The 23,969-nt window shown below is 30.8% G+C and carries 20 protein-coding genes, 1 tRNA gene and 1 riboswitch; of the genes, 1 reads left to right on the forward strand and 20 read right to left on the reverse strand.

Annotated elements, in window-relative coordinates; genetic code table 11:
• The first annotated feature begins 276 nt into the window (after positions 1 to 276).
• Complete coding sequence (locus H9W90_RS15445) at positions 277 to 594, forward strand: CPBP family intramembrane glutamic endopeptidase (RefSeq protein ID WP_254712471.1); 318 nt, start codon at positions 277 to 279, stop codon at positions 592 to 594.
• A 69-nt stretch (positions 595 to 663) separates the two neighbouring features.
• On the opposite strand, the gene H9W90_RS09555 is transcribed toward H9W90_RS15445, so the two are convergent.
• The 20 genes from H9W90_RS09555 to epsC all read right to left on the reverse strand — a co-directional run bounded on the left by H9W90_RS09555 (position 664) and on the right by epsC (position 23,963).
• Positions 664 to 2,625 carry a transglutaminase family protein gene (locus H9W90_RS09555; RefSeq protein WP_187481385.1) on the reverse strand — a complete coding sequence of 654 codons (1,962 nt, stop codon included), beginning with the start codon at positions 2,623 to 2,625 and terminating at the stop codon, positions 664 to 666.
• Between the two features lie 5 nt (positions 2,626 to 2,630).
• Entirely contained in the window at positions 2,631 to 4,541 is a 1,911-nt protein-coding gene (locus tag H9W90_RS09560) for a DUF3858 domain-containing protein (RefSeq protein WP_254712472.1), read from the reverse strand.
• An 86-nt stretch (positions 4,542 to 4,627) separates the two neighbouring features.
• On the reverse strand, positions 4,628 to 5,266 hold the full coding sequence (locus H9W90_RS09565) for a YceI family protein (protein WP_187481386.1): 639 nt from the start codon (positions 5,264 to 5,266) through the stop codon (positions 4,628 to 4,630).
• A gap of 90 nt (positions 5,267 to 5,356) precedes the next feature.
• Positions 5,357 to 6,070, reverse strand: coding sequence for a tRNA threonylcarbamoyladenosine dehydratase (locus H9W90_RS09570; protein ID WP_187481387.1), 714 nt, complete (start codon positions 6,068 to 6,070; stop codon positions 5,357 to 5,359).
• On the reverse strand, positions 6,067 to 6,663 hold the full coding sequence (locus H9W90_RS09575; RefSeq protein WP_187481388.1) for a TatD family hydrolase: 597 nt from the start codon (positions 6,661 to 6,663) through the stop codon (positions 6,067 to 6,069). The genes H9W90_RS09570 and H9W90_RS09575 overlap by 4 nt, the downstream gene beginning before the upstream one ends.
• Positions 6,664 to 6,716: 53 nt before the next feature.
• A complete protein-coding gene (gene dtd, locus H9W90_RS09580) occupies positions 6,717 to 7,169 on the reverse strand; it encodes a D-aminoacyl-tRNA deacylase (protein WP_187481389.1) in 453 nt (150 codons plus the stop codon).
• Positions 7,170 to 7,172: 3 nt separating this feature from the next.
• Positions 7,173 to 8,150: a ribosome small subunit-dependent GTPase A gene (rsgA, locus tag H9W90_RS09585; RefSeq protein ID WP_187481390.1), complete on the reverse strand. Its 978-nt coding sequence runs from the start codon at positions 8,148 to 8,150 to the stop codon at positions 7,173 to 7,175.
• Positions 8,151 to 8,368: 218 nt separating this feature from the next.
• Positions 8,369 to 9,451, reverse strand: coding sequence for a bifunctional 3-deoxy-7-phosphoheptulonate synthase/chorismate mutase type II (locus H9W90_RS09590; protein WP_187481391.1), 1,083 nt, complete (start codon positions 9,449 to 9,451; stop codon positions 8,369 to 8,371).
• Positions 9,452 to 9,472: 21 nt separating this feature from the next.
• Complete coding sequence (locus H9W90_RS09595; protein WP_088355405.1) at positions 9,473 to 10,324, reverse strand: prephenate dehydrogenase; 852 nt, start codon at positions 10,322 to 10,324, stop codon at positions 9,473 to 9,475.
• Positions 10,325 to 10,327: 3 nt separating this feature from the next.
• The gene (locus H9W90_RS09600; protein ID WP_187481392.1) at positions 10,328 to 11,470 is read right to left on the reverse strand and encodes a pyridoxal phosphate-dependent aminotransferase; all 1,143 of its coding nucleotides are present in this window, start codon (positions 11,468 to 11,470) and stop codon (positions 10,328 to 10,330) included.
• Position 11,471: 1 nt separating this feature from the next.
• Entirely contained in the window at positions 11,472 to 12,296 is an 825-nt protein-coding gene (locus H9W90_RS09605; RefSeq protein ID WP_187481393.1) for a prephenate dehydratase, read from the reverse strand.
• Between the two features lie 339 nt (positions 12,297 to 12,635).
• Positions 12,636 to 12,709 (reverse strand) — tRNA-Asp (locus tag H9W90_RS09610).
• Positions 12,710 to 12,771: 62 nt separating this feature from the next.
• Positions 12,772 to 13,692 (reverse strand): DUF58 domain-containing protein, encoded by a 921-nt coding sequence (locus H9W90_RS09615; protein WP_187481394.1) that lies wholly within the window; start codon positions 13,690 to 13,692, stop codon positions 12,772 to 12,774.
• 2 nt (positions 13,693 to 13,694) lie between these two features.
• On the reverse strand, positions 13,695 to 16,256 hold the full coding sequence (locus H9W90_RS09620; protein ID WP_187481395.1) for a M1 family metallopeptidase: 2,562 nt from the start codon (positions 16,254 to 16,256) through the stop codon (positions 13,695 to 13,697).
• Positions 16,257 to 16,587: 331 nt separating this feature from the next.
• Positions 16,588 to 16,905, reverse strand: coding sequence for a thioredoxin (gene trxA / locus H9W90_RS09625; protein ID WP_187481396.1), 318 nt, complete (start codon positions 16,903 to 16,905; stop codon positions 16,588 to 16,590).
• A 266-nt stretch (positions 16,906 to 17,171) separates the two neighbouring features.
• Complete coding sequence (gene metF, locus H9W90_RS09630; protein ID WP_187481397.1) at positions 17,172 to 18,128, reverse strand: methylenetetrahydrofolate reductase [NAD(P)H]; 957 nt, start codon at positions 18,126 to 18,128, stop codon at positions 17,172 to 17,174.
• A gap of 234 nt (positions 18,129 to 18,362) precedes the next feature.
• Positions 18,363 to 21,047 (reverse strand): methionine synthase, encoded by a 2,685-nt coding sequence (metH, locus tag H9W90_RS09635; protein WP_187481398.1) that lies wholly within the window; start codon positions 21,045 to 21,047, stop codon positions 18,363 to 18,365.
• A 15-nt stretch (positions 21,048 to 21,062) separates the two neighbouring features.
• Positions 21,063 to 22,082: a homocysteine S-methyltransferase family protein gene (locus H9W90_RS09640; RefSeq protein ID WP_187481399.1), complete on the reverse strand. Its 1,020-nt coding sequence runs from the start codon at positions 22,080 to 22,082 to the stop codon at positions 21,063 to 21,065.
• Between the two features lie 49 nt (positions 22,083 to 22,131).
• Positions 22,132 to 22,236: riboswitch (SAM riboswitch) on the reverse strand.
• 76 nt (positions 22,237 to 22,312) lie between these two features.
• Positions 22,313 to 23,206: a cysteine synthase CysM gene (gene cysM, locus H9W90_RS09645; RefSeq protein ID WP_088355369.1), complete on the reverse strand. Its 894-nt coding sequence runs from the start codon at positions 23,204 to 23,206 to the stop codon at positions 22,313 to 22,315.
• 1 nt (position 23,207) lies between these two features.
• A complete protein-coding gene (gene epsC, locus H9W90_RS09650) occupies positions 23,208 to 23,963 on the reverse strand; it encodes a serine O-acetyltransferase EpsC (RefSeq protein ID WP_088355368.1) in 756 nt (251 codons plus the stop codon).
• Between the last annotated feature and the right edge of the window lie 6 nt (positions 23,964 to 23,969).

The raw sequence follows: 23,969 nt of genomic DNA on the forward strand, positions 1-23,969 counted from the left end.
TTTGTTATTTTTATATTGATACCAATTAGTTTTTGCTTTGATTATTCGTCAATCTTAAAACTGATTATTGGGGTTTTGGGTTTTGCTTATGTTTTGTATGTTATTTTAAAGGTTGAAAAAATTCAGTTTAAAATTAAAAAAGATATCCATTGAAAAAACTTTTGGAAAACGACACTTTTTAAGTCCGTAATTATTGCTGTTTTTACTACTATTTTTGTTTGGTTTACAGATACAGAAAATCTTTTCGAAATAGTCTTAAACCAGCCTTTTAAATGGATGATATTTCTGTTTATTTATGCTTTTTTTTCTGTTTATCCCCAAGAATTACTTTTTAGAACCTTCTTCTTTAAGCGATATGAGAATCTTTTCAAAAATGAAAGATTGTTTATTTTTATAAATGCTGTCTTGTTTTCTTTAGCACATTTATTCTTTCAAAACACAATTGTGATTGTCATCACTTTTATTGGTGGAATTTTATTCGCAATTACCTACAAAAAAACGAAATCTACTTTTTTAGTTTCTGTTGAACATGCTATTTATGGATGCTGGTTATTTACTGTTGGTATGGGAGAAATGTTGGGATTTCCTTCTTAAAAAAATTAAAAAAGAAAACCCAAAACTTTCGTTTTGGGTTTATAATATTCTTGATGAAAAATGTTTTTATTAAATCTTAACTAAAACAATTTTTTCTGATTCTTTCTTAACCAACTGCCCATAAAAATCTTTTAACGCTGCATAATATTGTGGGGCAATGATTGCACTATTAAATTGTATAACACAAATGGTATTTATTTTATTACCTACTGTAGAAGCTTGAAACTTAAAAACCCCTAAATTTTCCGGCAAACCAATAGCTAATGGTTCTGGCAATGTTTCTACTTTATAACCTTCAGGGATTTTTATTGAAACAGTGTACTTATCTTTCCAAGGAGTTGCAAAATCTACTGGAAATTTTCTATCTTCTAGTTTAAAAGGATTCGTGTGTTGCGAGAAAAACAGTAATGGTTCTACATATATTTTACCATTAATTTGTTCGATTAAATCTTCACTCACAAACTTAACTGTTCTAATTACTGGTTTTGCTATTTTTTCTTTGTTAACAACCTTATAATCTTCTATTTCAATCTTATTTTTCTCCTCTAATTTGGTAATTAAATCTTCCTCTTTTATATGATTGTTATTTTTCCTGTAAGATAAGGCATTTAAATTGTCATATTTGGTTCTATACATACCTTCAGCCATTAAATCATCTGTAATGTTTACCAATAAATAATTCTCTTCTAGAGCTGGTTTAGAAGATGTAAGTTTTACCCATGAAGAGTTTCCATCTTTAGTTACTTTTCTACCATTCCAATTCAAATCTCTGGTTGGTAAAATATTTGGTAAACTATATTTTTCAGTTGCATCTAATAACACATAACTTCCTCCAGAAAATTCTACCATAGAAACCACATAATTAAAACCTTTTATTGTAGGAAATAATGGAACGCCATTTGTTCTTGTACTTACTAAAACAGGGTTTGCATCTAAACCTGCAGAACGTAACATAGATGTTAATATTAAATTAATGTCTGCAGAATTCCCTACTCTTTCCTTGTAAGCTTTTCTAACACCATTTTCTGTATATTTCCCATAAAACTCATTCCATTTTACCTGATTTTTAACATGTTGAAATATTGCCGAAACTTTATCTGAATCTGTTTTTGCAACTGTTAAAATCTTTTCTAAATCGTCTTTATAATAACTCGATTTTTTTAATTCAGACCCAAAATTTGAAGACTTAAAAATCTCTTTACTAACATTTTCCCAAGAAGTAGAATAGTTTTTAATACCACCTCCAATATTTGCAAAATTTGTTTGAGTTAGTTCAAACTGTACGCCACCTCTAAAATTGTTAATACTTGTAATATAGGGTTCATTATTTTTTAATGCAGGAACATTTAATCCATCAAATTGAAAAACATTAACAGTAAAATTTAAAGAACCAATTGAACTATTTTTGGAAGTTTTATTCATTCTAGGCGTATAATACCCTATAAACTTAGTATTAAAGGTGTAATATTCAGGAATTTCCACTTGATATTCGAACTTCTTTAATGGTATTCCATATTGAAAATGTAAATTATCTACAGAAGTTGCATAAGGAGAGATAAACCTATATTTAATTTCTACAATAACCCCTTCCTTAATGTTTGGCATTGTAATTTTTTTAAGACTATAATACTTGTCTTTTTTCTCTTTAAAAATATTTTTTTTAGACAATTTTTCTTTTTCAACTTTTCCGTTTACCAAAGAGAATGTATAAGCTTTTATAGAACTTACAGCTTCTCTTGCCCCACTATCTGGGTCATAATATGAAATGGATTTATTAGCCATATCAAACCCTTCTTTTGTGTATATCTTAATTCTTTCATGAATCTCTGTAACTAACTGAAAATCTCCTTGTTGCGCTATAAAATCGAAGTAAGTCCTTCTTTTTCTAAATAAATAAGCTGCATCTGCAGTAGAATCTAAAGGATAAAATTTTTCTTCTAATTCTTCTTTAGAAACTTTACCAAATTTATGGTCTTGGGCGAATAATGAGATTTGGCTTAACAGCAGTAATACAATAGTAATTTTCTTCATTTTAATTATTTTTTAGTAATGGCAATTCTTAAATTTTCATATTTAGCAATACTTCTTCTAAAGCTTCTATATAATTTATAATCTTCTTTTGGGTACACTCCTTCTTTAATAGCTATAGATCTGTTGTATTTAAAAGTATTGTCATCGATTTTTGTAAAGATTACTTTGTAACTCCCGAATTTTGTAGAAAGTTCTTTTATTGGAGGTAAAGCTGAAAGAGTGTAACCTTCAGGTATTTTAATTTCGAATTCGTCTACATCTTTGTATCCTCTAGCTATTTTAAGCGGTAAATTTCTTGTTCTATATCTTTTGGGTACAAAACTATTTTTATTAAAAACATTAACTCTAAATAAATATTCTTGTGCATTTATAGAAGCGTAATTTTTAATGGATATTTCTAAATCTTCAGTAAAAACAATGTCTTTTTTGTTGTTTTCTAATTTTGAAGATTGAATTTCTAAATTGTTGTTATAATTCCAAACACTAGATTTGTAGTGTTTTATTAATTCATCTTCAGTATAACCTTCATTACTATACTTATCATCATATTGTAAACCTTGGGAAACAATTTTTAATGTAGCATTTAAGCTTCCATCTTCTTTAAATTGAATAGCTCCTTTTGTAGTTTGAAGATTTACTTCGTCTTTATAAACTGTTGTTCTTTTTATAACTCCACCTTCTGGTGTTACAACTAAAACATTTCTATCGTCTGTAAAGTCTCCTAAAAAACCAAAAGGCATGGTTTGACTTGTACATTCTAGCCAAATATCTTTACCTTTATTTGGAAGATTTAAAATAACATGATTACCTTGTATTGAAGAAAAATCTTTATCTATATCTCTTTTTTCATCAGCATAAACAATTGTATAATATGAAGTAACACCTGCAGCATCTAACAATGCTTTTGTATAATTTGTTAAGCCTTTACAATCTCCATAACCAACTTTGTCTACAAGATTTGCTGCAATAGGCTCCCAACCTCCAATACCAACTTGTACACTTATATAACGCGTTTTATCTTGCATAAATTGATATACAATTTTAGCTTTCTCAATAGGGTCATTAACACCTTTTACTAATTCTTGAATTTTAGTTTTTGTAGCTTCATCTAAAACATCTCTTCCTGTTAGTAATTTTTCATACATCCACTTGCCAAATTCATTCCAATTTGTGTACTCGCCATACACACCTTTTAAGTTAAACTTGTCTAAAGTTATGGTTGCTTTGGGTAAAATTTCTCTATATGAAACAGCATTATTCTCATATTTAATTGCTTTTTGATTTGTTATGGAATAAGAAATTTCTGTTTCTGAACTTGCGCTTTCAATTTTAAAACCTTCAAAATTAGTTTCTTTTTTCCTTAAAGGAATTCCAGTAGGATTTTTAATTGAATATTGTCCTTTTTCAACAGCAATATAATATCCGTTTATTGGTAACCACCAAGGTATGAAACCAGTAGTAGATGTTTTGTATTCCGATTCAAAAACTACAGTGTAAGGATATGTAATAGGTGTATAATCTAAATATTTAACTCTAGAGTCTGAATATAAAGTTCCTCCATCTACAGCGCTTACGTCTGTAAAATCTCTTTCTTTATATTTTTTTATTTGATTTCCTAAAGCATCATAAATAAAGGCATGAAGTTCTGTAATTCTAGTATCATTGTCATAACTCTCGTACATAGCAACATTTCTATCGCCCAATTTATTTAAAACTGTTACAGTTCTTCTTTCTTTAACTACCATTTTATCTACATCTTCTATGGTAATATCTATTGACTGATTTCTTACAACTGCATTCGCGTTTTCCTTTAATTCTGCAGGAATTAGTAAAGATGAATAGTTTATTTTTTGTGAAAAGGTTATTGTAACAGAAAACAGTACCGTTGTAACAGCGTAAAGTATATTCTTCTTCATATTTTTTTATATAGCAATGCAATATAAAAAAAGAAAAACCCAAGACAAAGTCTTGGGTTTAATTTATTTTTTAAAAAAATTTTTGCTTATTTCTTTGTTTTAACAACAAAAGACATTTCAATTAAATCGTCAATAAACTTGTCTTTTAAGTTATCGAAAAATGACTTAGAACCATATTTTACATTAAAATCTGCTCTGTTAATATTAAATGTTTCACTTGTAAAAGTTGTAACACCACCTTCTGTAGAAATCATTGCAGGAATAGTAATGCTTTTAGCAATATCTTTAATTAATAAGTTACCAGTTACAGCTAGTTTTCCTTCTGTTTCTTCAATTTTAGTAATTACAAATTTTGCATTTGGATATTCAGCTACATCAAAGAAGTCTGCATTTTTTAAGTGTCCTTCTAATTTACCAGCTCCTTCAGAACCAGCCATATCTAAATTTTTAATTGAAGTCATGTCAATAATAAACTCTCCTTGTGTTAATTTGCCATCTTCAATTAATAAACCTCCACTTTTTAGAGCAACTGTTCCATTATGCGCTCCTCCAGGTTTTGTTCCTTTCCAATTTAATACAGATGTATCTGTATCTACATTATTTAATTCAGCAACATTTACAGTTACTTTTACAGCTTCTTTAGCTTCTACTTTTTCTTTTTTCTCGCTTTTACATGCAGTTAAAACTGATGCTACTAATGCCAATGTTAAAAATACTTTTTTCATTTTATTTTGATTTTAATTAGTTTTCAAATTCTGGAAATTTATTTCCCATGGCAAATATACAATGAATTTATTTTCCTTGGAAACTATTTTTTACTTTTTTATTAAAAAATTAACAACATGTGCTGCTGCTTGCAATCCAAATGCAGCTGGCATGTAGCTTATGGTACCATAATAAGATTTTTTAAAATTGGTTCCGTCTGTAATTTTTACGCTTGCAGGAATTTGAACTTCTTCTGAATAAACCGCTTTTACACCTTTATCTACCTTTCTTTCTTTTAAACGCTTTCTTAAAACTCTTGCCATTGTACAGTTCTTTGTTTTGGCAATATCTTTTACACGAATTTTGGTTGCATCTAATTTACCTCCAGCTCCCATTGAAGAAATAATTTTAACTTTCTTTCTTCTTGCAGCCACAATTAAATTAATTTTTGGTGTAATAGAATCTATACAATCTAAAACGTAGTCAAACTCTTTTGAAACAATTTCATAGGCTCTTTCTGGTGATAAAAATTCTTTTAAAACTGTTAATTCTAAATCTGGATTAATATCTTTTAATCTTTCTGATAAAATGCTTGTTTTCGCTTTACCAACTGTAGATTGTAATGCAGGCAATTGCCTATTGATATTCGTTTCATCAAAAACATCGCCATCTACTATTGTCATTTTTCCAACACCAGCTCTTGCTATAAATTCTGCTGCATAACTTCCAACTCCTCCTAAACCAACAACTAAAATATTGGCATTTTGTAATCTTTCAATTCCTTCTTTTTGCACTAAAAGTTCAGTACGTTCTAACCAACTCATACTCTAAATATATTTCTAAAATTTTGTTTTATTATTTGTTGAAGTTCTTCAACCTCTAACCTTTTTATGTTTGCTACTTTTTTATAAACTTCTTGAATTGTAACTTCTGAATCGTCTGTTTCTAAAAACAATTTATCTAAAGGAATTTCTGAAACTGCTTTTTGCAGTTTTTCATTCTTGATAATTGCTACTCCAATTGATAAAATAATTCCGTTTTTAATTAAACTTTCTGCAACTTGTAGGTTTTTATTGAAACCGTGTAAAATCCAAATTTGTTTTGGTTTTGTTTCTTTTTGGATTTCAATAATTTCTTGAAATGCTTTTACACAGTGGATAATTAAAGGTTTGTTGTGTTTTTCTGAAAGTTTCACTTGTTTTCTGAAAACTTCTTGTTGAAGTTTAAAATCTGCTTCTATAATTTTATCTAAACCACATTCGCCCAAAGCAAAACAATTTTTATTTTGAAGACTTTGTTCTATAAGTAAAAGTTCTTCTTCAATTTTATTTTTATTGATAAACCAAGGATGAATTCCGATTGAAAAAGGAGAAGAAAAATCTACTGAAGTTGGATATTTATTTTCAATAGAAAACACGTTTTCAACCGATGATTTTTTGTGAGTATGGATGTTGATAAAATCCAAATTAGTTATTCTTTATTTTTTGAATCGATGATGATTGTTACTGGACCATCATTTAACAATTCGACTTTCATGTCTGCACCAAATTCTCCAGTTTGTACTTTATTCCCCAATTCGTTTTCCAATGTTTTCACAAAATTCTCATATAAAGGAATTGCAATTTCTGGTTTTGCTGCTTTTATATAACTTGGTCTGTTTCCTTTTTTGGTGGAGGCTTGCAACGTAAACTGACTCACAACAATCACTTCTCCATTACTTTCTAATAAAGATTTGTTCATTACTCCATTTTCGTCATTAAAAATGCGGAGATTTGCCACTTTTCGAACCAACCAATTAATGTCTTCTTGAGCATCTTCATTAACAATTCCCAATAAAACTAAAAGTCCGTTTTTGATGTCTGCAACTTTTTGTTCTTTAATAGTTACACTTGCTTTAGAAACTCTTTGAATTACAATTTTCATAACCTACTCATTATCTTCTTCGTTCCAAATATCGGTTCTAAAATGCTCTGATTCTTCTTCGCCTTCTAAAATTTGTAAGTAACTTTTATAACGAGACCAAGAAACTTTTTCTTCTTCTAAAGCTTCTTTTACAGCACATTTTGGCTCTTTTGTATGTATACAATTATTGAATTTACAGTCTTGCTTTAACGCAAAAAACTCTGGAAAATAGTCTCCTAACTCGTATTTATCTATATCTACAACTCCAAAACCTTTAATTCCTGGTGTGTCTATAATTTTTGCATCGTTTTTATTTTCGATACTTAAATCGAACATTTCTGCAAAAGTAGTGGTGTGTTTTCCTTGGTTATGTTGGTCGGAAATTTCTTTGGTTTTTAAGTCTAATGTTTTGTCTATTGCATTTACCAAAGTGGTTTTTCCAACTCCAGAATGCCCAACAAACATAGATGTTTTACCCAACATCATTTCTTTAATGGTATCTACATTTTTATTTTGTGTTGCAGAAACTTCTACACATCTGTAACCAATGGCTTCGTAAATATCTTTTAAGTATAAAATTTCTGCTCTTTCTTCTATTTCGTAAGAATCTATTTTATTGAAAACTAAAATCACATCGATTCTGTAGGCTCTTGCAGAAACTAAAAAACGGTCTATAAACGTGGTAAATGTTGGTGGATTATTTATAGTAATTAGTAAAAAAACTTGATCGATATTTGAAGCAATAATATGTGTTTGCTTGGAAAGGTTTACAGATTTTCTGACGATAAAATTATCTCTTTCTAAAATCTTTTTTATAACACCTGTCTCTTCGTCGTTTTTTGCTTCTAAATCGAACACCACTTTGTCGCCAACCGCAATTGGATTGGTGCTTTTAATGTCTTTTATTCTGAATTTCCCTTTTATTCTACATTTGTAAAATTCTCCATTATCGGCTTTTACCTGATACCAACTTCCTGTAGATTTATAAACTGTTCCTGTCATTATTACAAAGATGAGAATAAATTACGAATTTGTAATAAAAAATAAACCTCACAGACTTAATATCTGTGAGGTTTGTATATTCTAAAAGTTAGTTTTAATAACTTCCTTATAAGGTTTGTTCTACGCGTTAAGGATTGAACGGCTTGTTTGAACTCTTTTTTGCTTTTCTGCAAAAAAAGTGAGTAGTGAAAGCCTGACCTTTAGGTAACGCCCAAAAACTATCCGTTAATTACTTTTTCTTGATGATTGATAGATTCTTGGTGAATTGCCTTGAACATTTTCAATACAAATTCTTCACTTAAACCTTTACTCTCACCTTCTAAAATCATGTTTCCAAGAATCTCGTTCCAACGTTTTGATTGTAAAACAGCAACATTCTTTTGTTTTTTCAAAGCGCCAATTTCATCGGAAACTTTCATTCTTTTTCCTAACAATTCAATCAATTGATCGTCTGCAACATTAATTTGTGCTCTTAAATTGTCTAAAGCATTTGTATAATCTGCTTCTGTATTGGTTTCTTTTCTGATTTTTAAATCTTCCATGATCTGTTTCAACTTTGTTGGTGTAACTTGTTGTGCAGCATCTGACCAAGCGTTTTCTGGGTCGAAATGAGTTTCGATCATTAAACCATCGAAATTTAAATCTAACGCAGTTTGACAAACATCTTGAATCATTTCTCTGTTTCCTGTAATATGCGAAGGATCGTTAATTAAAGGTAAATCTGGAAACTTATTTTGGAATTCAATTGCTAATTGCCATTCTGGAGTGTTTCTATATTTCGTTTTTTCGTACGTAGAAAATCCTCTGTGAATTGCTCCTAAATTTTTGATTCCTGCTGTGTATAATCTTTCAATTCCACCTAACCAAAGAGCTAAATCTGGATTTACCGGATTTTTAACCAATACAATTTTATCTGTTCCTTGCAAAGCATCTGCAATTTCTTGCATGATAAAAGGAGATACTGTAGAACGTGCACCAATCCATAATAAATCTACATCATTCTCGATTGCTAATTTTACGTGTGCAGCATTTGCTACTTCTGTACAGGTTTTCATACCTGTTTCTTCTTTTACTTTCTTTAACCATCTTAAACCAATTTCTCCAACACCTTCAAACATTCCTGGTCTTGTTCTTGGTTTCCATATTCCTGCTCTAAAATAGCTTACATCAGAATCTTTTAGTTCGTGTGCAATTTTTAAAACCTGTTCTTCGGTTTCTGCACTACAAGGCCCTGCTATTACTAGTGGATGATCTAATTTCATATCGTCCAACCATGTTCTTAATTCTTTTGTATTCTTCATTTTTCTACTTATTGTGGCTTATTATTTTATGCCGTTTAAAATTTGTTTTATATAATTTGTATTCTCCATTTCGTTAAAAATTTCAGAGAAATTATCTTGTTGCATCAACTCTTTAAAATGTTGTAAATTGTTGATGTATTCTTCTAATGTTTCTATTACGTTTTCTTTATTTTGTTTAAAAATTGGCGTCCACATTGCTGGCGAACTTTTTGCCAAACGAACTGTAGATTCGAAACCTGAACCTGCCATATCGAAAATATCGCGCTCATTTTTTTCTTTATTAATTACTGTTTTCCCTAACATAAACGCACTAATGTGGGAAAGGTGCGAAACATACGCAATATGTTTGTCGTGTGAAACTGCATCCATATATCTAATACGCATTCCAATTGCTCTAAAAAGGTCTAATGCTTTTTCTTGCAACTTAAAAGTTGTTTTTTCTACTTCGCAAATAATGTTCGTTTTTCCTTTATACAAGCCAGAAATTGCTGCTGTTGGTCCAGATTTTTCTGTTCCTGCAATTGGGTGGCAAGCCAAAAAGTTTCGTCTTCTTTTATGATGTTCAACAGATTTACAAATTGCTTCTTTTGTGGAACCTGCATCTACAACCAGTGTATTATCACCGATTTTATCTAAAATTGTTGGTAATAGTTTTACAGTTGCATCTACTGGAATTGATACGATTACCAAATCTGCATTTTCTAAATCGTCTAAAGTTGCTTTTTTGTCAATCAGTTTTAATTCTAACGCTTTATTTAGCGTTTCGTCTTTTCTGCTAATTCCATGTAAGACAGTATCTGGATAATGCTTTTTAATGTCGATTGCGAAACTTCCGCCAATTAAACCAATACCAATAAAAAATATATTTTTCATAATCTATAATCTTGATATAGCTTCTTTAATTATTTCTGTTGTTACACATAACGAAAAACGAATATATCCTTCCCCTTGAGAACCAAATATTGTTCCTGGTGTTATAAAAATATCGTTGTTGTATAAAACTGAATCTGTAACTTCTTCAGATTTTTTACCTTCAGGAATTTTTGCCCAAACAAATAAACCTGTTGCGTTTTTACTATATTTTGCATCTAATTTATCTGCTAATTCCCAAATTAAATTTCTACGTTCTGTGTAGATTTTATTTTGTTCTGAAAACCAAGAATCTGATAATTGTAATGCCTCAATTGCGCCTTTTTGAATTCCGTAAAACATGCCAGAATCCATATTAGATTTTACTTTTAATATTTCGTTGATGTATGTTGAGTTCCCTAAAACCATTCCAACTCGCCAACCAGCCATGTTAAAAGTTTTACTTAAAGAATTCAATTCTAAAGCAATGTCTTTTGCGCCTGCTACTTGTAAAATACTTATAGGATTATTGTTTAAAATAAAACTATAAGGATTGTCGTTAATGATTAAAATATGATTTTTTTTTCCAAAAGCAATCAACTTTTTAAAGGTTTCTAAAGTTGCATTTGTTCCAGTTGGCATGTGTGGATAATTTACCCACATAATTTTAACTTCAGATAAATCTTGAGTTTCTAATTCTGCGAAATTTGGTTGCCAATTGTCTTCTGCACTTAAATTATAAAAAAGTGGTTCTGCACCTACTAATTTGGTGACAGATGTATATGTTGGATATCCTGGATTCGGAATTAACACTTTATCGCCTTCGTTTAAAAAAGCCATAGAAATATGCATAATTCCCTCTTTACTTCCCATTAATGGCAACACTTCATTTTCTGGATTCGTTTCTACAGAAAATTTGTTTTTATAAAAAGTTGAAATAGCATTTCTTAACTCTGGTAAACCTTGGTAAGATTGATATTTGTGAGCAGAAGCATCTCCTAAACTTCCTTGAATTGCTTCTAAAACTTTTGCTGGTGGTTGCAAATCTGGAGAGCCAATTCCCATATTGATAATTGGTTTTCCAGCCGCCATTAATTCTCTTACTTCTCTTAATTTTTTAGAGAAATAGTATTCTTGAACAGTATCTAATCTTTTTGCAGGTTGTATCATTTTATTTTCTGCCGTTTTTATAAGTTCCTAAAATTTTGAATTCTTCTGCCATTATTTCTATAATCGCTTTTGCTTTTTCGTATTCTTTATATTCTTCGAAAGTAACATCTACAAAAAACGAATATTTCCAAGGCATTTCTATTACTGGTAAAGATTGAATTTTGGTTAAATTCATTTTACAATCGCTCAACACATTTAAAATAGCTGCCAAACTTCCTCGTTTATGATTCAGTTGAAATTTTAACGATGCTTTATTTACTTCCTCATTAATTGCTGGCTCGTTAGTTTGTACAATTACAAATCGTGTTGAATTGTCTTTTATCGTCTGAATTTCATCTTCAATAATTGACAAATCGAAAATTTCTGCGGCTATTTTTGGCGCAATTGCTGCAATTCCTTTTAAATTTTCTTTTGATATTCTTTTCGCAACTTCAGCAGTATCTACATCTTCTACCAACTTTATATGTGGATGTTTTTTAAAAAACTCCTTGCATTGTAATAATGCCATTGGATGCGACCAAACTTCTTTTATATCTTCAATAGTTTGATTCTCTAGACACATTAAATGATGATGAATATTCAAATATTCTTCTCCTACAACATGTAGGTTGTTATTATCAATTAATGCATAATTAGGAATTATAGAACCTGCAATTGTGTTTTCTATTGCCATTACTCCCAAATTGGCAGTTTTATCCAATAAACTATCCACCAAAACATCAAAAGACATACACTCTTTTAGTTGAATGTCGTTTCCATAAAAGTCGCGTGCAACTTTATGGTGGTTTGAGCCTTCTGCTCCTTGTATGGCGATTGTTTTATTCATTAATATAATATCAAAAAAAAAGTCTCGAATTAAATTCGAGACTTTATATATATTTTATGTTTCTTAACAACATGATACAAAGTCTCTCCTCTTACTAAAAAAGTAAAAGTAAAAATAGAAACGTGTAAAATTATTGTTCAACATTTATTCTCTTGGTTTGAATGACAAATCTAAAGATTAATTTTAGATATACAAATAATATGAAAGAAGTTTAAAAAAATTTATGAACTCTTTAAAATCAAGTTTATTTATTATGATAAATGTAATTGTTTCTAACAATTATTATTAAAAACAAAATTATAATAAACAAAAAAAGCATCTCAAAAGAGATGCTTTTTGCGGTCTGGACGGGACTCGAACCCGCGACCCCCTGCGTGACAGGCAGGTATTCTAACCAGCTGAACTACCAGACCGTTGCTATTAGCGGTTGCAAATATATAACAGATTTTAACATCTGCAAACAAAAAAATGATTTTTATTTAATTTTTTTTCTACTAATTAAATATTTTGTGAGAATTTGATTAAATCCAGAATGAATATCTACAGGAACATAATCAATTTGATATTGTAAACATTTATTTTTCAATTCTTTAAAATAATTTTCTACAATTTCCTTGTATTTTTCTTGAACATTCTCTGCGTAAACATTTATTTCTTCTCCTGTCTCAACATCCACAAATTTTTTGGGTGAATTGTCAAAATTGAAGTTTAATTCTGTTTTTCCATCGAAAGTGTGAAACAAAACTACCTCGTGTTTGTTGTATTTTAAATGACGTAACGCTTCAAAAAGTGCTTCATCTTCTTTTGACGTTTGAAACATATCCGTAAAAACAAATATTAAAGAACGTCTGTGAATCTTTTCTGCAATTTCGTGGAGATATTTATAAGTATCTGTAGTTGCATTCGATTCAGAAACCATTAATTGCTCTAATTGATGCAATAACATCTTTCTATGACGCTCACTCCCTTTTTCTGGAGCATAATATTCGTAAGAATCTGCATAAATACTTAAACCTACTGCATCTCTTTGTTTTTTGAATATTTCCATTAATGCAGCTGCAGCAACTGCAGAAAAACCAACTTTATTTAAAGAATCTACTGTTTGCTTTTTTATAATCGGATAATGCATGGAAGCTGAATTATCTATAATAATATGACAACGCAAGTTCGTTTCTTCTTCATATTTTTTAGTGTAGAGTTTCTCTGTTTTTGCAAACAATTTCCAATCTATATGTCGTGTGCTTTCGCCTTTATTGTATAATTTATGTTCGGAAAATTCTACAGAAAACCCATGAAACGGACTTTTATGCATTCCTGTGATAAAACCTTCCACCACTTGTTTTGCAAGGATGTCTAAATTTTTAATTTCCGAAGATTGTACGTTTGATAAATCCATACTTATTTTTTAATTTCTTGGGCTCTCGAAAGATTATCTGTTGTTTGCAGTAATTTTTTCTCTAAAATAGGATTGTAATTCGGATTTTCATCTAAAAATTCGCTTAAAATGTCAAACGCTTCTTTTGATGAATAATTTCCAATAGAACTTGCCAACCAACCTTTTGGAAAGAAAATATCGCCTGTTAACTGTACTTCTTCTAACTTCTCTAAAATTGATTTTAAATGTTTTGTTGAAGAACCTTGTCTTAATGGATGATGTATGTTGTTCAATGCACTTTGCACCCAAGATTCTTTCTCTCTATTTTCTTTTTGTAAAAGCGATTTCATAAATTCATCTCTTACACTTTCATCATTTGAAAGTGATGGCAACAACCATTTAAAACGTTCTAATCTATCGGGATTTGAAATTCGAGTTTGTTGTTCTTCTAAAATTTCATTGGCTTTTGGATGCTTGAAAATTGCCAACTTTATTGCTAAAGAAGTGTAATCGTTTTCATTTAAAAAGAGGTTTTCAATATTTTTCTTTTTAGACCAAATTTCATATAAATTACTTGTTCCAACTTCAGAAAATGCAACAGACTGGTACAATCCAAAAAGCGTTCTTTTGATATTTTTTGGCAACTCACTTTCTAACAAATTAAAAATAGTTGTTTCTGTTCTATTCTGAATGTCTTTTTGCTCTTCTTCATTTAAAAAAGTCCAAAATATATTTTGAATTCTACCTGACAAATAACCAGTAATTAATTCGTTTTCTTCTTTTTGAATTGCCTCTAAATACACATTGTAGGTTTCTAATGGAGATACTTCTCCATTTAACATATTTTCGTATAAATTTATATATTGATATCCTCTTGAAACTTCATCTTTAATATCTTTATAAGAAGCTATTTTACCTTTATAAATAGGAAAAACGCCATAACCAAATCCGTTTGTGTTGTATAAAACTTGCCCTGGTTTAAAATCTTTTGTAGCTGAAGTAATGTCAAAAGATTTGCCCATATTTTTTATATTGATGTTCTTCAAATAACCTCTTTCATCTAATAATTGAATTCTAAAAGATTGTGTCCAAATTTTATCTGAACCATCTTCTGCTTTTTGATGAATTACAAACTTTGTAACATTTCCTTTTTCATTCAACTCGATTTCTTCATAAAAAACAGGTCTTCCTGATGAATTTACCCAAACATCGCTCCAGTTTTTAATATCGCCAGCAGATTTTTTATCTAAAATTGAAACCAATTCATTCCAATCTGCATTTGAATTTTGATATGTTTTTATATATTCTTGAATTCCTTGCTGAAAAGCTTCTTCTCCCAATAAAAACTCCAATTGACGCATCATAATTGGTGCTTTGTTGTAAATAATTCTTCCATACAAAGAACCCGCATTTTTTAGATTTCCTAAATATTGACGAATTGCATTTGTGCCTTTTGTTCTGTCTTCTGAATACGCACTTGGGTAATGTGCCATCATAAAACTTAAATTATGATTTATTTCTGGAAAAACAGGATTCATAATTTTGTCTGCCATAAAATTGGCAAAAACCTCTTTCATCCAAACATCGTTAAACCACTTCATAGTAACCAAATCGCCAAACCACATGTGTGAAGTTTCGTGCGCAATTAATTTTGCCCTGCTTAATTTTCTGTTTTGAGTCGCATTTTTATCTAAAAATAAAGAGGAAGCTCTATATTGAATCGCGCCAACATGTTCCATTCCTCCATATTGAAAAGGCGGTATTGCAGCGAAATCCATTTTTTGAAAAGGGAATTTAACTTGTGTGTAATCTTCTAAAAAATCTAACGAATTTTGATGAATTTTAAAAACTTCACCCACACTTTCATCAATTTTTTCTTGGTTATTTTCTCTGTATAAAAAACGCATATCAAAAGCACCTGGGTTTTTGGTTTCTTCTGTAAATTTTCCAGCGACAAAAGAGAACAAATACGTACTCATTAAATCGGTTTTAGCGAACGTATGCTCTGTAAAACTATCAATTTCTATGGCACTTTCTTCAAAACCTCCACACAATACTTTCCAATCTTTTGGCGCAGTTATTCGTAGTTTATAGTTGGCTTTTATATCTGGCTGATCAAAACAAGGAAACAACGTACTTGCTCTGTCTGGCACCAATAAAGTATATAAAAATTCTTCATTTCTATTTAAAGAAACTTCACCTGCATTAAAAAATATTTCTATAGAATTTTTTCCTTTTACAAGTAATTTTTTATCAATAATTAAATGCTCTTTTTCGTGTTTTACTTCTGAAGTTTGTCCATTTACTTTTAATGATTTTAAATGTGATTTTTTTTCGTTAAAATCTAAAATTAAATCATCTTTAAGGTTATTTAAAGACAATTCTAACAATAATTTAGAAGAAATAGGACTTATTTTCTCCTTCGGAATTTTAAAATCTAAATGATAGTTAACGTCTGAAATTTGTTGTTTTCTTAACTGTGCTAATTCTAAAGAAATTCCTTTTTCGAGAATAGCAGTTTTATTGTTAGTTTTATTGCAGGAAATTATAATTAGGGAACAGAATAGGTATAATAAATTCTTCATTAATTTAGGTTTACATTCAAGTTCTGCAAATATGCAGAATTTGTTCTATTTACAATCTTAAATTTAACTTTATCATTTTAAAACCATTAGATTAAACATGCTAAGACCTCGCCAAAATACGGGGTTAGTTCAACTTGCAATTTTAAAAATTAGTTTTGGTTATTATTAAATTATTAGAACAAAATTCATAAGACCCCGCTAAAAAGCGGGGTTAGTTCAACTTGCAATTTTAAAAATTAGCTTTGCTAATTTTTAAAATTGAGTTTCACTAAATTAAAAAAAGGTTCAGCATTCGCCAAACCTTTCCAATATTATAAAATATTAATTGTTACTATAAAGCAGCATCAATTTTTCCTGTATATGTATTTTTTGGAGCAACACCTACTTGCTTATCTACTACTTCTCCGTTTTTAAAGATTAAAACAGTTGGTATGTTTCTTACTCCGTATTTTGCTGCAAATTCTTGGTTTGCATCTACATCTACTTTACCAACTACAGCTTTCCCTTCATATTCTGCATGAATTTCATCTACAATTGGTCCAACCATTCTACATGGTCCACACCAAGCTGCCCAGAAATCTACCAATACTGGCTTGTCTGATTTTAATACTAATTCTTCAAAATTTGCGTCTGTTATTTCTAATGCCATTTTTTATATTTTTAAATTCTTATTTCAGTTTTGTATTACAAAAGTAAACAATTTATTTACTTTCTATATTTCTAAAAAATTACTTTTTACTATTTGTCTATCAATTGTATTTATTATTACAGTTGATTGTAACTAATTATAATATTAGCTGAATTTAATTTGAGTAAGCGCGTTAGGGATTGAGCGGTTTGTTTGAGCTCTTTTTTGTTTTTACAAAAAAAGCGAGTAGCGAAAGCCCGACCTTTTTAGGGAACGCCCAAAATACTTTAAAATAATTCGGATGCTATTGCATGTACATTATCGCTTTTTCCCATAGAATAATAGTGCAAAACTGGTACTCCTGCCGCCAATAATTCTTTCGATTGCTGAATTGCCCACTCAATACCAACTTGGCGAACGTCTTTATTTGTCTTACAATTTTCGACAGACGAAATTAAAGTTTCGGGTAAATCGATTTTAAAAACTTGAGGTAATAATTGCAAATGACGCTTTACTGCAATTGGCTTAATTCCTGGAATAATTGGCACATTAATTCCGGCTTCTTTTGCAGCTTCTACAAACGCAAAATATTTTTGATTATCGAAAAACATCTGTGTAACTACGTAATCTGCACCAGCATCTACTTTTTCTTTTAAACGTTTTAAATCGGTTTGTAAAGATGGTGCTTCTAAATGTTTTTCTGGGTAACCTGCAACTCCTATACAAAAATCTGCCTTATTTGTCGCTTCAATTACATCGTGTAAATACTTTCCACAGTTTAAATCATTGATCTGTTTTACCAAATCTGTTGCGTAATGATTTCCACCTTCATTTGGCGTAAAATATTTTTGATGACTCATTGCATCTCCTCTCAAAGCCATTACATTGTCGATTCCTAAATAATGGCAATCTACTAAAACGTATTCTGTTTCTTCTTTTGTAAAACCTCCACATAATACGTGTGGTACAGTGTCTACATTGTATTTATGCTTAATTGCTGCACAAATACCTACAGTTCCAGGACGCATTCTTGTTATTTTTCTATCTAATAAACCTTCTCCTTTATTTATGTAAACATACTCTTCTCTTGAAGTTGTAACGTCTATAAATGGCGGATTAAACTCCATTAACGGATCTATATTATTGTATAAATCATTGATGTTATTTCCCTTTTTTGGCGGAATAATTTCAAATGAAAACAATGTTTTTCCGTCTGCTTTTTTAATGTGTTCTGTAATCTTCATAATAGGCCTCCCTTAATCCCTCCAAAGGAGGGAAAATTGTCGCGGGTATTTTATGTTATTAATACTTTATTTGGGCGTTCCCTAAAAAGGTCGCGCTTTACACTATATCTTTTTGCTGAAAAAGCAAAAAGGATGTCGTTTCAATCGCTAACGCTACTTATTTAGCAACTTTATTCATCATCAAAACTCTTTGCAAACTAATTTACACAAGAGTGTTTCTTCCCTTTGGGAAGATTAAGATGGGCTTTCCTCTGCTAAAGTTGGATGCAACCACTTTCTTGCTTTCTCTTTTGTGATTCCTTTTCTTGTGGAATAATCGGTTACTTGATCGTCTGTAATTTTTCCTAAACCAAAATATTTTGCTTCTTTATTTGCAAAATAATATCCAGATACTGCTGCTGCTGGCCACATTGCTAAACTTTCTGTTAAAGTGACTCCTATGTTTTCTTCGACGCTTAATAAATCCCAAATGGTTTCTTTTTCTAAATGATCTGGACACGCAGGATAACCTGGTGCTGGTCTAATTCCTTTGTAATTTTCTTTTATTAAATCGTCGTTTGTTAAAGTTTCGTCTGACGAATATCCCCAATGTTTTACTCTAATTTGTTTGTGTAAATATTCTGCCATTGCTTCTGCAAACCTGTCTGCAATTGCTTGCGCCATAATTGCATTGTAATCGTCTTCTTTTGCTCTGTAACTTTCTGCCAATTCTTGCGCTCCAAAAATACCGACAGCAAATGCGCCCATATAATCGGTTTTATTGGTTTCTTTTGGCGCAATAAAATCTGCTAATGCATGGTTTGGAATTCCTTCTCTTTTCTTTAATTGCTGACGTAAAGTTCTAAAAATGGCAACTTCTTCACCTTTTTTCTGAACCGAAATATCATCATCATTTATAGAGTTTGCTTCAAACAAACCGAAAACTGCTTTTGGTTTTAATAATTGTTTTGCAATGATTTCTTTGATCATTTCTTGAGCTTCTGCATACATTATTGTCGCTTGTTCTCCAACTACTTTATCTGTTAGAATGTCTGGGAACTTCCCATGTAAATCCCAACTTCTAAAAAACGGACTCCAATCTATAAATGGCAATAATTCTTTTAAACTCAATTGTTTTAAAACCTGAATTCCTAATTCGTTCGGCTTCTTAATTTCCGAAGTTTCCCAATCAATTTTATATTTTCTTTTTCTTGCTTCAGTAATAGAAATATAAGATTTTTCTTTTCCTCGTTTTAGAAACTTGGTTCTAAACTCGTCGTAATCTTTCTTTAATTTGGCTGTATATAAATGGCTCGATTTTTTGTTCAACAAATCTCCAACAACAGTTACTGCTCTACTTGCATCATTTACATGAACCACTGCATTTTTATATTGTGTATCTATCTTAACAGCTGTATGCGCTTTGGATGTTGTTGCACCACCAATCAATAAAGGCAATACAAAATTCTGACGTTGCATTTCTTTAGCCAAATACACCATTTCATCTAAAGAAGGTGTAATTAAACCAGATAAACCAATTGCATCAACACGTTCGTCAATAGCAGTTTGTATGATTTTTTCTGGTGGAACCATTACACCTAAATCTACAATTTCGTAGTTATTACAAGCAAGTACAACACTCACAATATTTTTACCAATATCATGAACGTCACCTTTTACAGTTGCCATTAAAATTTTACCAACAGGTTCTTGTTTGTCTCCTTTTTCTGCTTCAATAAACGGATTTAAATAAGAAACCGCTTTTTTCATTACACGAGCAGATTTTACAACTTGTGGCAAAAACATTTTTCCTGCGCCAAATAAATCTCCAACCACATTCATACCAATCATTAAATGACCTTCGATAACTTCAATTGGTTTTTCTGCTTCTTGTCTTGCTTGCTCCACATCTTCAATAATAAAAGCATCTATTCCTTTTACTAAAGCGTGAGTAATTCTTTCTTGTAGTGTATTTTCTCTCCAAGATAAATCTGCAACTTTTTCTTTTTTAGAACCTTTTACTGTTTCTGCTAAATCTAATAATCGTTCAGTTGCGTCTTCTCTTCTGTCTAAAATTACGTCTTCTACATGTTCTAATAATTCCTTAGGAATATCATCATAAACCTCCAACAAAGCAGGATTTACAATTCCGATATTCATACCAGCTTGGATCGCATAATATAAAAATACAGAATGCATTGCCTCTCTAACTCCGTCATTTCCTCTAAACGAAAACGACACATTACTTACACCTCCACTTACAGAAACATTTGGTAAATTTTGTCTTACCCATCTTGTTGCTTCAATAAAATCGATGGCATTTCTTCTATGTTCGTCCATTCCTGTTGCTACAGGAAAAATATTCAAATCGAAAATGATGTCTTCACTTGGAAAACCAACTTTATTTACCAAAACGTCATAAGAACGTTTGGCAATTTCTATTCTTCTATCGTAATTATCTGCCTGACCTTCTTCATCAAAAGCCATTACAATTACTGCTGCTCCATAGCGTTTTATTTGTTTTGCTTCCCAAATAAACTTTTCTTCTCCTTCTTTTAAGGAAATAGAATTTACCACACATTTTCCTTGTACAACTTGTAAACCAGCTTCTATGATTTCCCATTTGGAACTATCAATCATAATTGGGACTCTACAAATATCTGGTTCTGCAGCAATTAAGTTTAGGAAACGAATCATTGCTTCTTTTCCGTCAATTAATCCATCATCGAAATTAATATCGATAATTTGGGCACCACCATCTACTTGATGTCTTGCAATGTCTAATGCTTCATCGTATTTTTCTTCTTTTATCAAGCGTAGAAATTTACGAGAACCAGCAACATTTGTACGTTCGCCTACATTTATAAAATTGCTGTTTTCGTTTAAAACCAGAGGTTCTAAACCAGACAATTTCATGTATTTATTTTGTTTCACTTTCATCTTCTTTCTTCCCTTTTAATTAGCACTTTCAACCGAGTTCAAAGCATCTGCTTTTCTCGGTTTATATTTTGAAGCAATCTTCGCAATCTCACGAATATGTTCTGGACTTGTTCCACAACAACCACCAATAATATTGATTAGATTTTTCTTTAAATATTCTTCAATTTGTTCTCCCATTTCTTCGGCAGTTTCATCATATTCTCCAAAAGCATTTGGCAATCCTGCGTTTGGATGAGCAGAAATCGCATAATCTGTTTTATTTGCAATTGCTTCTAAATGTGGTTGTAATAAATTGGCTCCTAAAGCACAATTAAACCCGACTGATAATAATGGAATATGAGAAACAGAAATTAGAAAAGCTTCAGCAGTTTGACCAGATAAAGTTCTTCCTGATGCATCTGTAATTGTTCCACTTAACATCACAGGAATATCTATGTTTCTTTCTTCTTTTACCTGCTCAATCGCAAATAATGCTGCTTTTGCGTTTAAAGTATCGAAAACGGTTTCTACTAATAATAAATCTGCACCACCATCGATTAATGCTTCTGTTTGTTGTTTGTATGCGATTCTTAATTCATCGAAAGTTACAGCTCTATATCCAGGATCATTCACATCTGGAGACATACTTGCTGTTCTGTTTGTTGGACCAATTGAACCTGCTACAAAACGAGGTTTGTGAGGTTCTTTTGCTGTAAATTCATCTGCAACTTCTTTGGCTATTTTTGCAGATTGATAGTTTAATTCATATACCAAATCTTCCATTTGATAATCTGCCATTGCAATTGTAGTTCCAGAAAAAGTGTTGGTTTCTATAATATCTGCACCTGCTTCAAAATATTTTCCATGAATGGTTTTTATTGCTTCTGGTTGCGTAATAGATAACAAATCGTTATTTCCTTGCAATGGTGTTGGGTAGTCTTTAAAGCGTTCTCCTCTAAAATCTTCTTCAGTGAATTTATAAGCCTGCAACATGGTACCCATGGCGCCGTCTAAAACTAAAATTCGTTCTTGTAATGCTTTGTAAATATTTGACATTTTTTGATATTTTTATCAATATATGTCATCAGGAAAGGTGTTTTTTTCGCTGTTATCTTTCAAGCCAAAGCTTGTAGAATGTAGCACCTTTCTCATAAGTGAGAGGTTGCCAAGGCTTCAACGGGTCTAATCCCTCTGCCTTTCGTGATAACGTAAATCAATAAGTTTATGAACTATACTGCAAATAAACGGATTATTTTTTTATTTGCAGTATTTATACATTTAAAAATCTATTCTTTTTCAAAAAGAGTGGAAGACAAATAACGATCTCCTCTATCGCAAATAATTGCCACAACTACACCTTTATCTAATTTTTCGGCAACTTTTATTGCTGTTGCAACAGAACCTCCACTACTCATTCCTGCAAAAATCCCTTCTTCTGCAGCCAATCTTTGAGTCATTTCTTTAGACTCTTCTTCACTAACTTCTATTACTTCGTCAACTTTATTTCTATTGAAAATTGCTGGTAGATATTCTTCTGGCCATTTTCTAATTCCTGGAATTTTAGCTCCGTCTTTAGGTTGTGCACCAATAATTGTAATATTTTTATTTTGCTCTTTTAAATAATCTGAAACACCCATAATTGTTCCAGTAGTTCCCATTGCAGAAACAAAATGCGTTACTTCTCCTTCAGTATCTCTCCAAATTTCTGGTCCTGTAGTTTTGTAATGTGCTTTAGAATTATCTGTATTATCAAACTGATTCAACCTAAAATACCCTTTTTTGTATTTTAATTTTAAGGCATAATCTATAGAACCTTCCATACCAGATTCTTGTGGAGTTAAATGTACTTTTGCTCCATAAGCACGCATGGTTTTTACTCTTTCTATGGTAGAATTTTCTGGCATTACTAACACCATATTCACTCCTAAAACTTTAGCCATTAAAGCCAGTGCAATTCCTGTGTTTCCACTTGTTGCTTCTACTAAAGTATCTCCTTTTTTAATATTTTTTCTTCTTAAAGCTTCAGAAATCATATTATAAGCAGCTCTATCTTTTACGCTTCCTCCAGGATTATTACCTTCTAATTTCAGCAATAATGTAACTCCTTCTTTTTTAAAAATCTGTTGCGCTTCCACCAAAGGTGTGTTTCCAACAAAATCTATAATACTTTTAGTCTTCATCTTAATTTCTTTGAAAAATTTTATTTTCTGCTTGCACAGTTACTACCGAATTTTCAAGAACAGTTTCTGTAATACACACATTTGCTCCAATTATTGAATTCTCTCCAATAACAACATCTCCTCCTAAAATAGTAGCATTTGCGTAAATAATTACATTGTTTTCTATAGTTGGATGACGTTTTGTAGACGCCATACTTTTCTTTACTTGGATTCCACCTAAAGTAACTCCTTGAAAAATAGTTACATTATTTTTGATGATGGTGGTTTCTCCAATTACAATTCCTGTTGCGTGATCTATAAAAAACGAATCTCCAATTTCTGCTCCAGGATGAATATCTGTTCCTGTTGCTCCGTGTGCAAATTCGCTCATCATTCTTGGTAAAACAGGAATTTCTTGTTTTAACAATTGATTGCTTAATCTATAAACCGCAATTGCATAAAAACCTGGATAAGCCAAATAAACTTCTCTTAAACTTTTTGCAGCAGGATCGCTATTTAAAGCAAACAAAGCATCTAAATCTAATTTTCTTCTTAATTCTGGAAATGAATTTTCAAAAGCCGACCAAGAACAATCTTCATTATTAATAGACAATCTTTCTAAAATCTTGAAGAATTTATTTTTAGTTTCTGCACCTTTTTCCTCTTGATAATTTTTATCAAACAGACAATTTATAAGTTCTTTTGTAAAAACTTCTACAGCATCTCTTAAACACATACTGTAATTTTTTACGGGAACTTTTTGTGCTACTTCTTTCATTTTTAA

Source organism: Polaribacter pectinis, from assembly GCF_014352875.1.
In the GTDB taxonomy this organism is placed as follows: domain Bacteria; phylum Bacteroidota; class Bacteroidia; order Flavobacteriales; family Flavobacteriaceae; genus Polaribacter; species Polaribacter pectinis.

What these genes read in the sequence shown, in the direction of transcription:
- H9W90_RS15445 (WP_254712471.1), top strand. Translation starts at nt 277, where the DNA reads ATGATATTTCTGTTTATTTATGCTTTTTTTTCTGTTTATCCCCAAGAA.
- H9W90_RS09555 (WP_187481385.1), bottom strand. Translation starts at nt 2,625, where the DNA reads ATGAAGAAAATTACTATTGTATTACTGCTGTTAAGCCAAATCTCATTA.
- H9W90_RS09560 (WP_254712472.1), bottom strand. Translation starts at nt 4,541, where the DNA reads ATGAAGAAGAATATACTTTACGCTGTTACAACGGTACTGTTTTCTGTT.
- H9W90_RS09565 (WP_187481386.1), bottom strand. Translation starts at nt 5,266, where the DNA reads ATGAAAAAAGTATTTTTAACATTGGCATTAGTAGCATCAGTTTTAACT.
- H9W90_RS09570 (WP_187481387.1), bottom strand. Translation starts at nt 6,070, where the DNA reads ATGAGTTGGTTAGAACGTACTGAACTTTTAGTGCAAAAAGAAGGAATT.
- dtd (WP_187481389.1), bottom strand. Translation starts at nt 7,169, where the DNA reads ATGAAAATTGTAATTCAAAGAGTTTCTAAAGCAAGTGTAACTATTAAA.
- rsgA (WP_187481390.1), bottom strand. Translation starts at nt 8,150, where the DNA reads ATGACAGGAACAGTTTATAAATCTACAGGAAGTTGGTATCAGGTAAAA.
- H9W90_RS09590 (WP_187481391.1), bottom strand. Translation starts at nt 9,451, where the DNA reads ATGAAGAATACAAAAGAATTAAGAACATGGTTGGACGATATGAAATTA.
- H9W90_RS09595 (WP_088355405.1), bottom strand. Translation starts at nt 10,324, where the DNA reads ATGAAAAATATATTTTTTATTGGTATTGGTTTAATTGGCGGAAGTTTC.
- H9W90_RS09600 (WP_187481392.1), bottom strand. Translation starts at nt 11,470, where the DNA reads ATGATACAACCTGCAAAAAGATTAGATACTGTTCAAGAATACTATTTC.
- H9W90_RS09605 (WP_187481393.1), bottom strand. Translation starts at nt 12,296, where the DNA reads ATGAATAAAACAATCGCCATACAAGGAGCAGAAGGCTCAAACCACCAT.
- H9W90_RS09615 (WP_187481394.1), bottom strand. Translation starts at nt 13,692, where the DNA reads ATGGATTTATCAAACGTACAATCTTCGGAAATTAAAAATTTAGACATC.
- H9W90_RS09620 (WP_187481395.1), bottom strand. Translation starts at nt 16,256, where the DNA reads ATGAAGAATTTATTATACCTATTCTGTTCCCTAATTATAATTTCCTGC.
- trxA (WP_187481396.1), bottom strand. Translation starts at nt 16,905, where the DNA reads ATGGCATTAGAAATAACAGACGCAAATTTTGAAGAATTAGTATTAAAA.
- metF (WP_187481397.1), bottom strand. Translation starts at nt 18,128, where the DNA reads ATGAAGATTACAGAACACATTAAAAAAGCAGACGGAAAAACATTGTTT.
- metH (WP_187481398.1), bottom strand. Translation starts at nt 21,047, where the DNA reads ATGAAAGTGAAACAAAATAAATACATGAAATTGTCTGGTTTAGAACCT.
- H9W90_RS09640 (WP_187481399.1), bottom strand. Translation starts at nt 22,082, where the DNA reads ATGTCAAATATTTACAAAGCATTACAAGAACGAATTTTAGTTTTAGAC.
- cysM (WP_088355369.1), bottom strand. Translation starts at nt 23,206, where the DNA reads ATGAAGACTAAAAGTATTATAGATTTTGTTGGAAACACACCTTTGGTG.
- epsC (WP_088355368.1), bottom strand. Translation starts at nt 23,963, where the DNA reads ATGAAAGAAGTAGCACAAAAAGTTCCCGTAAAAAATTACAGTATGTGT.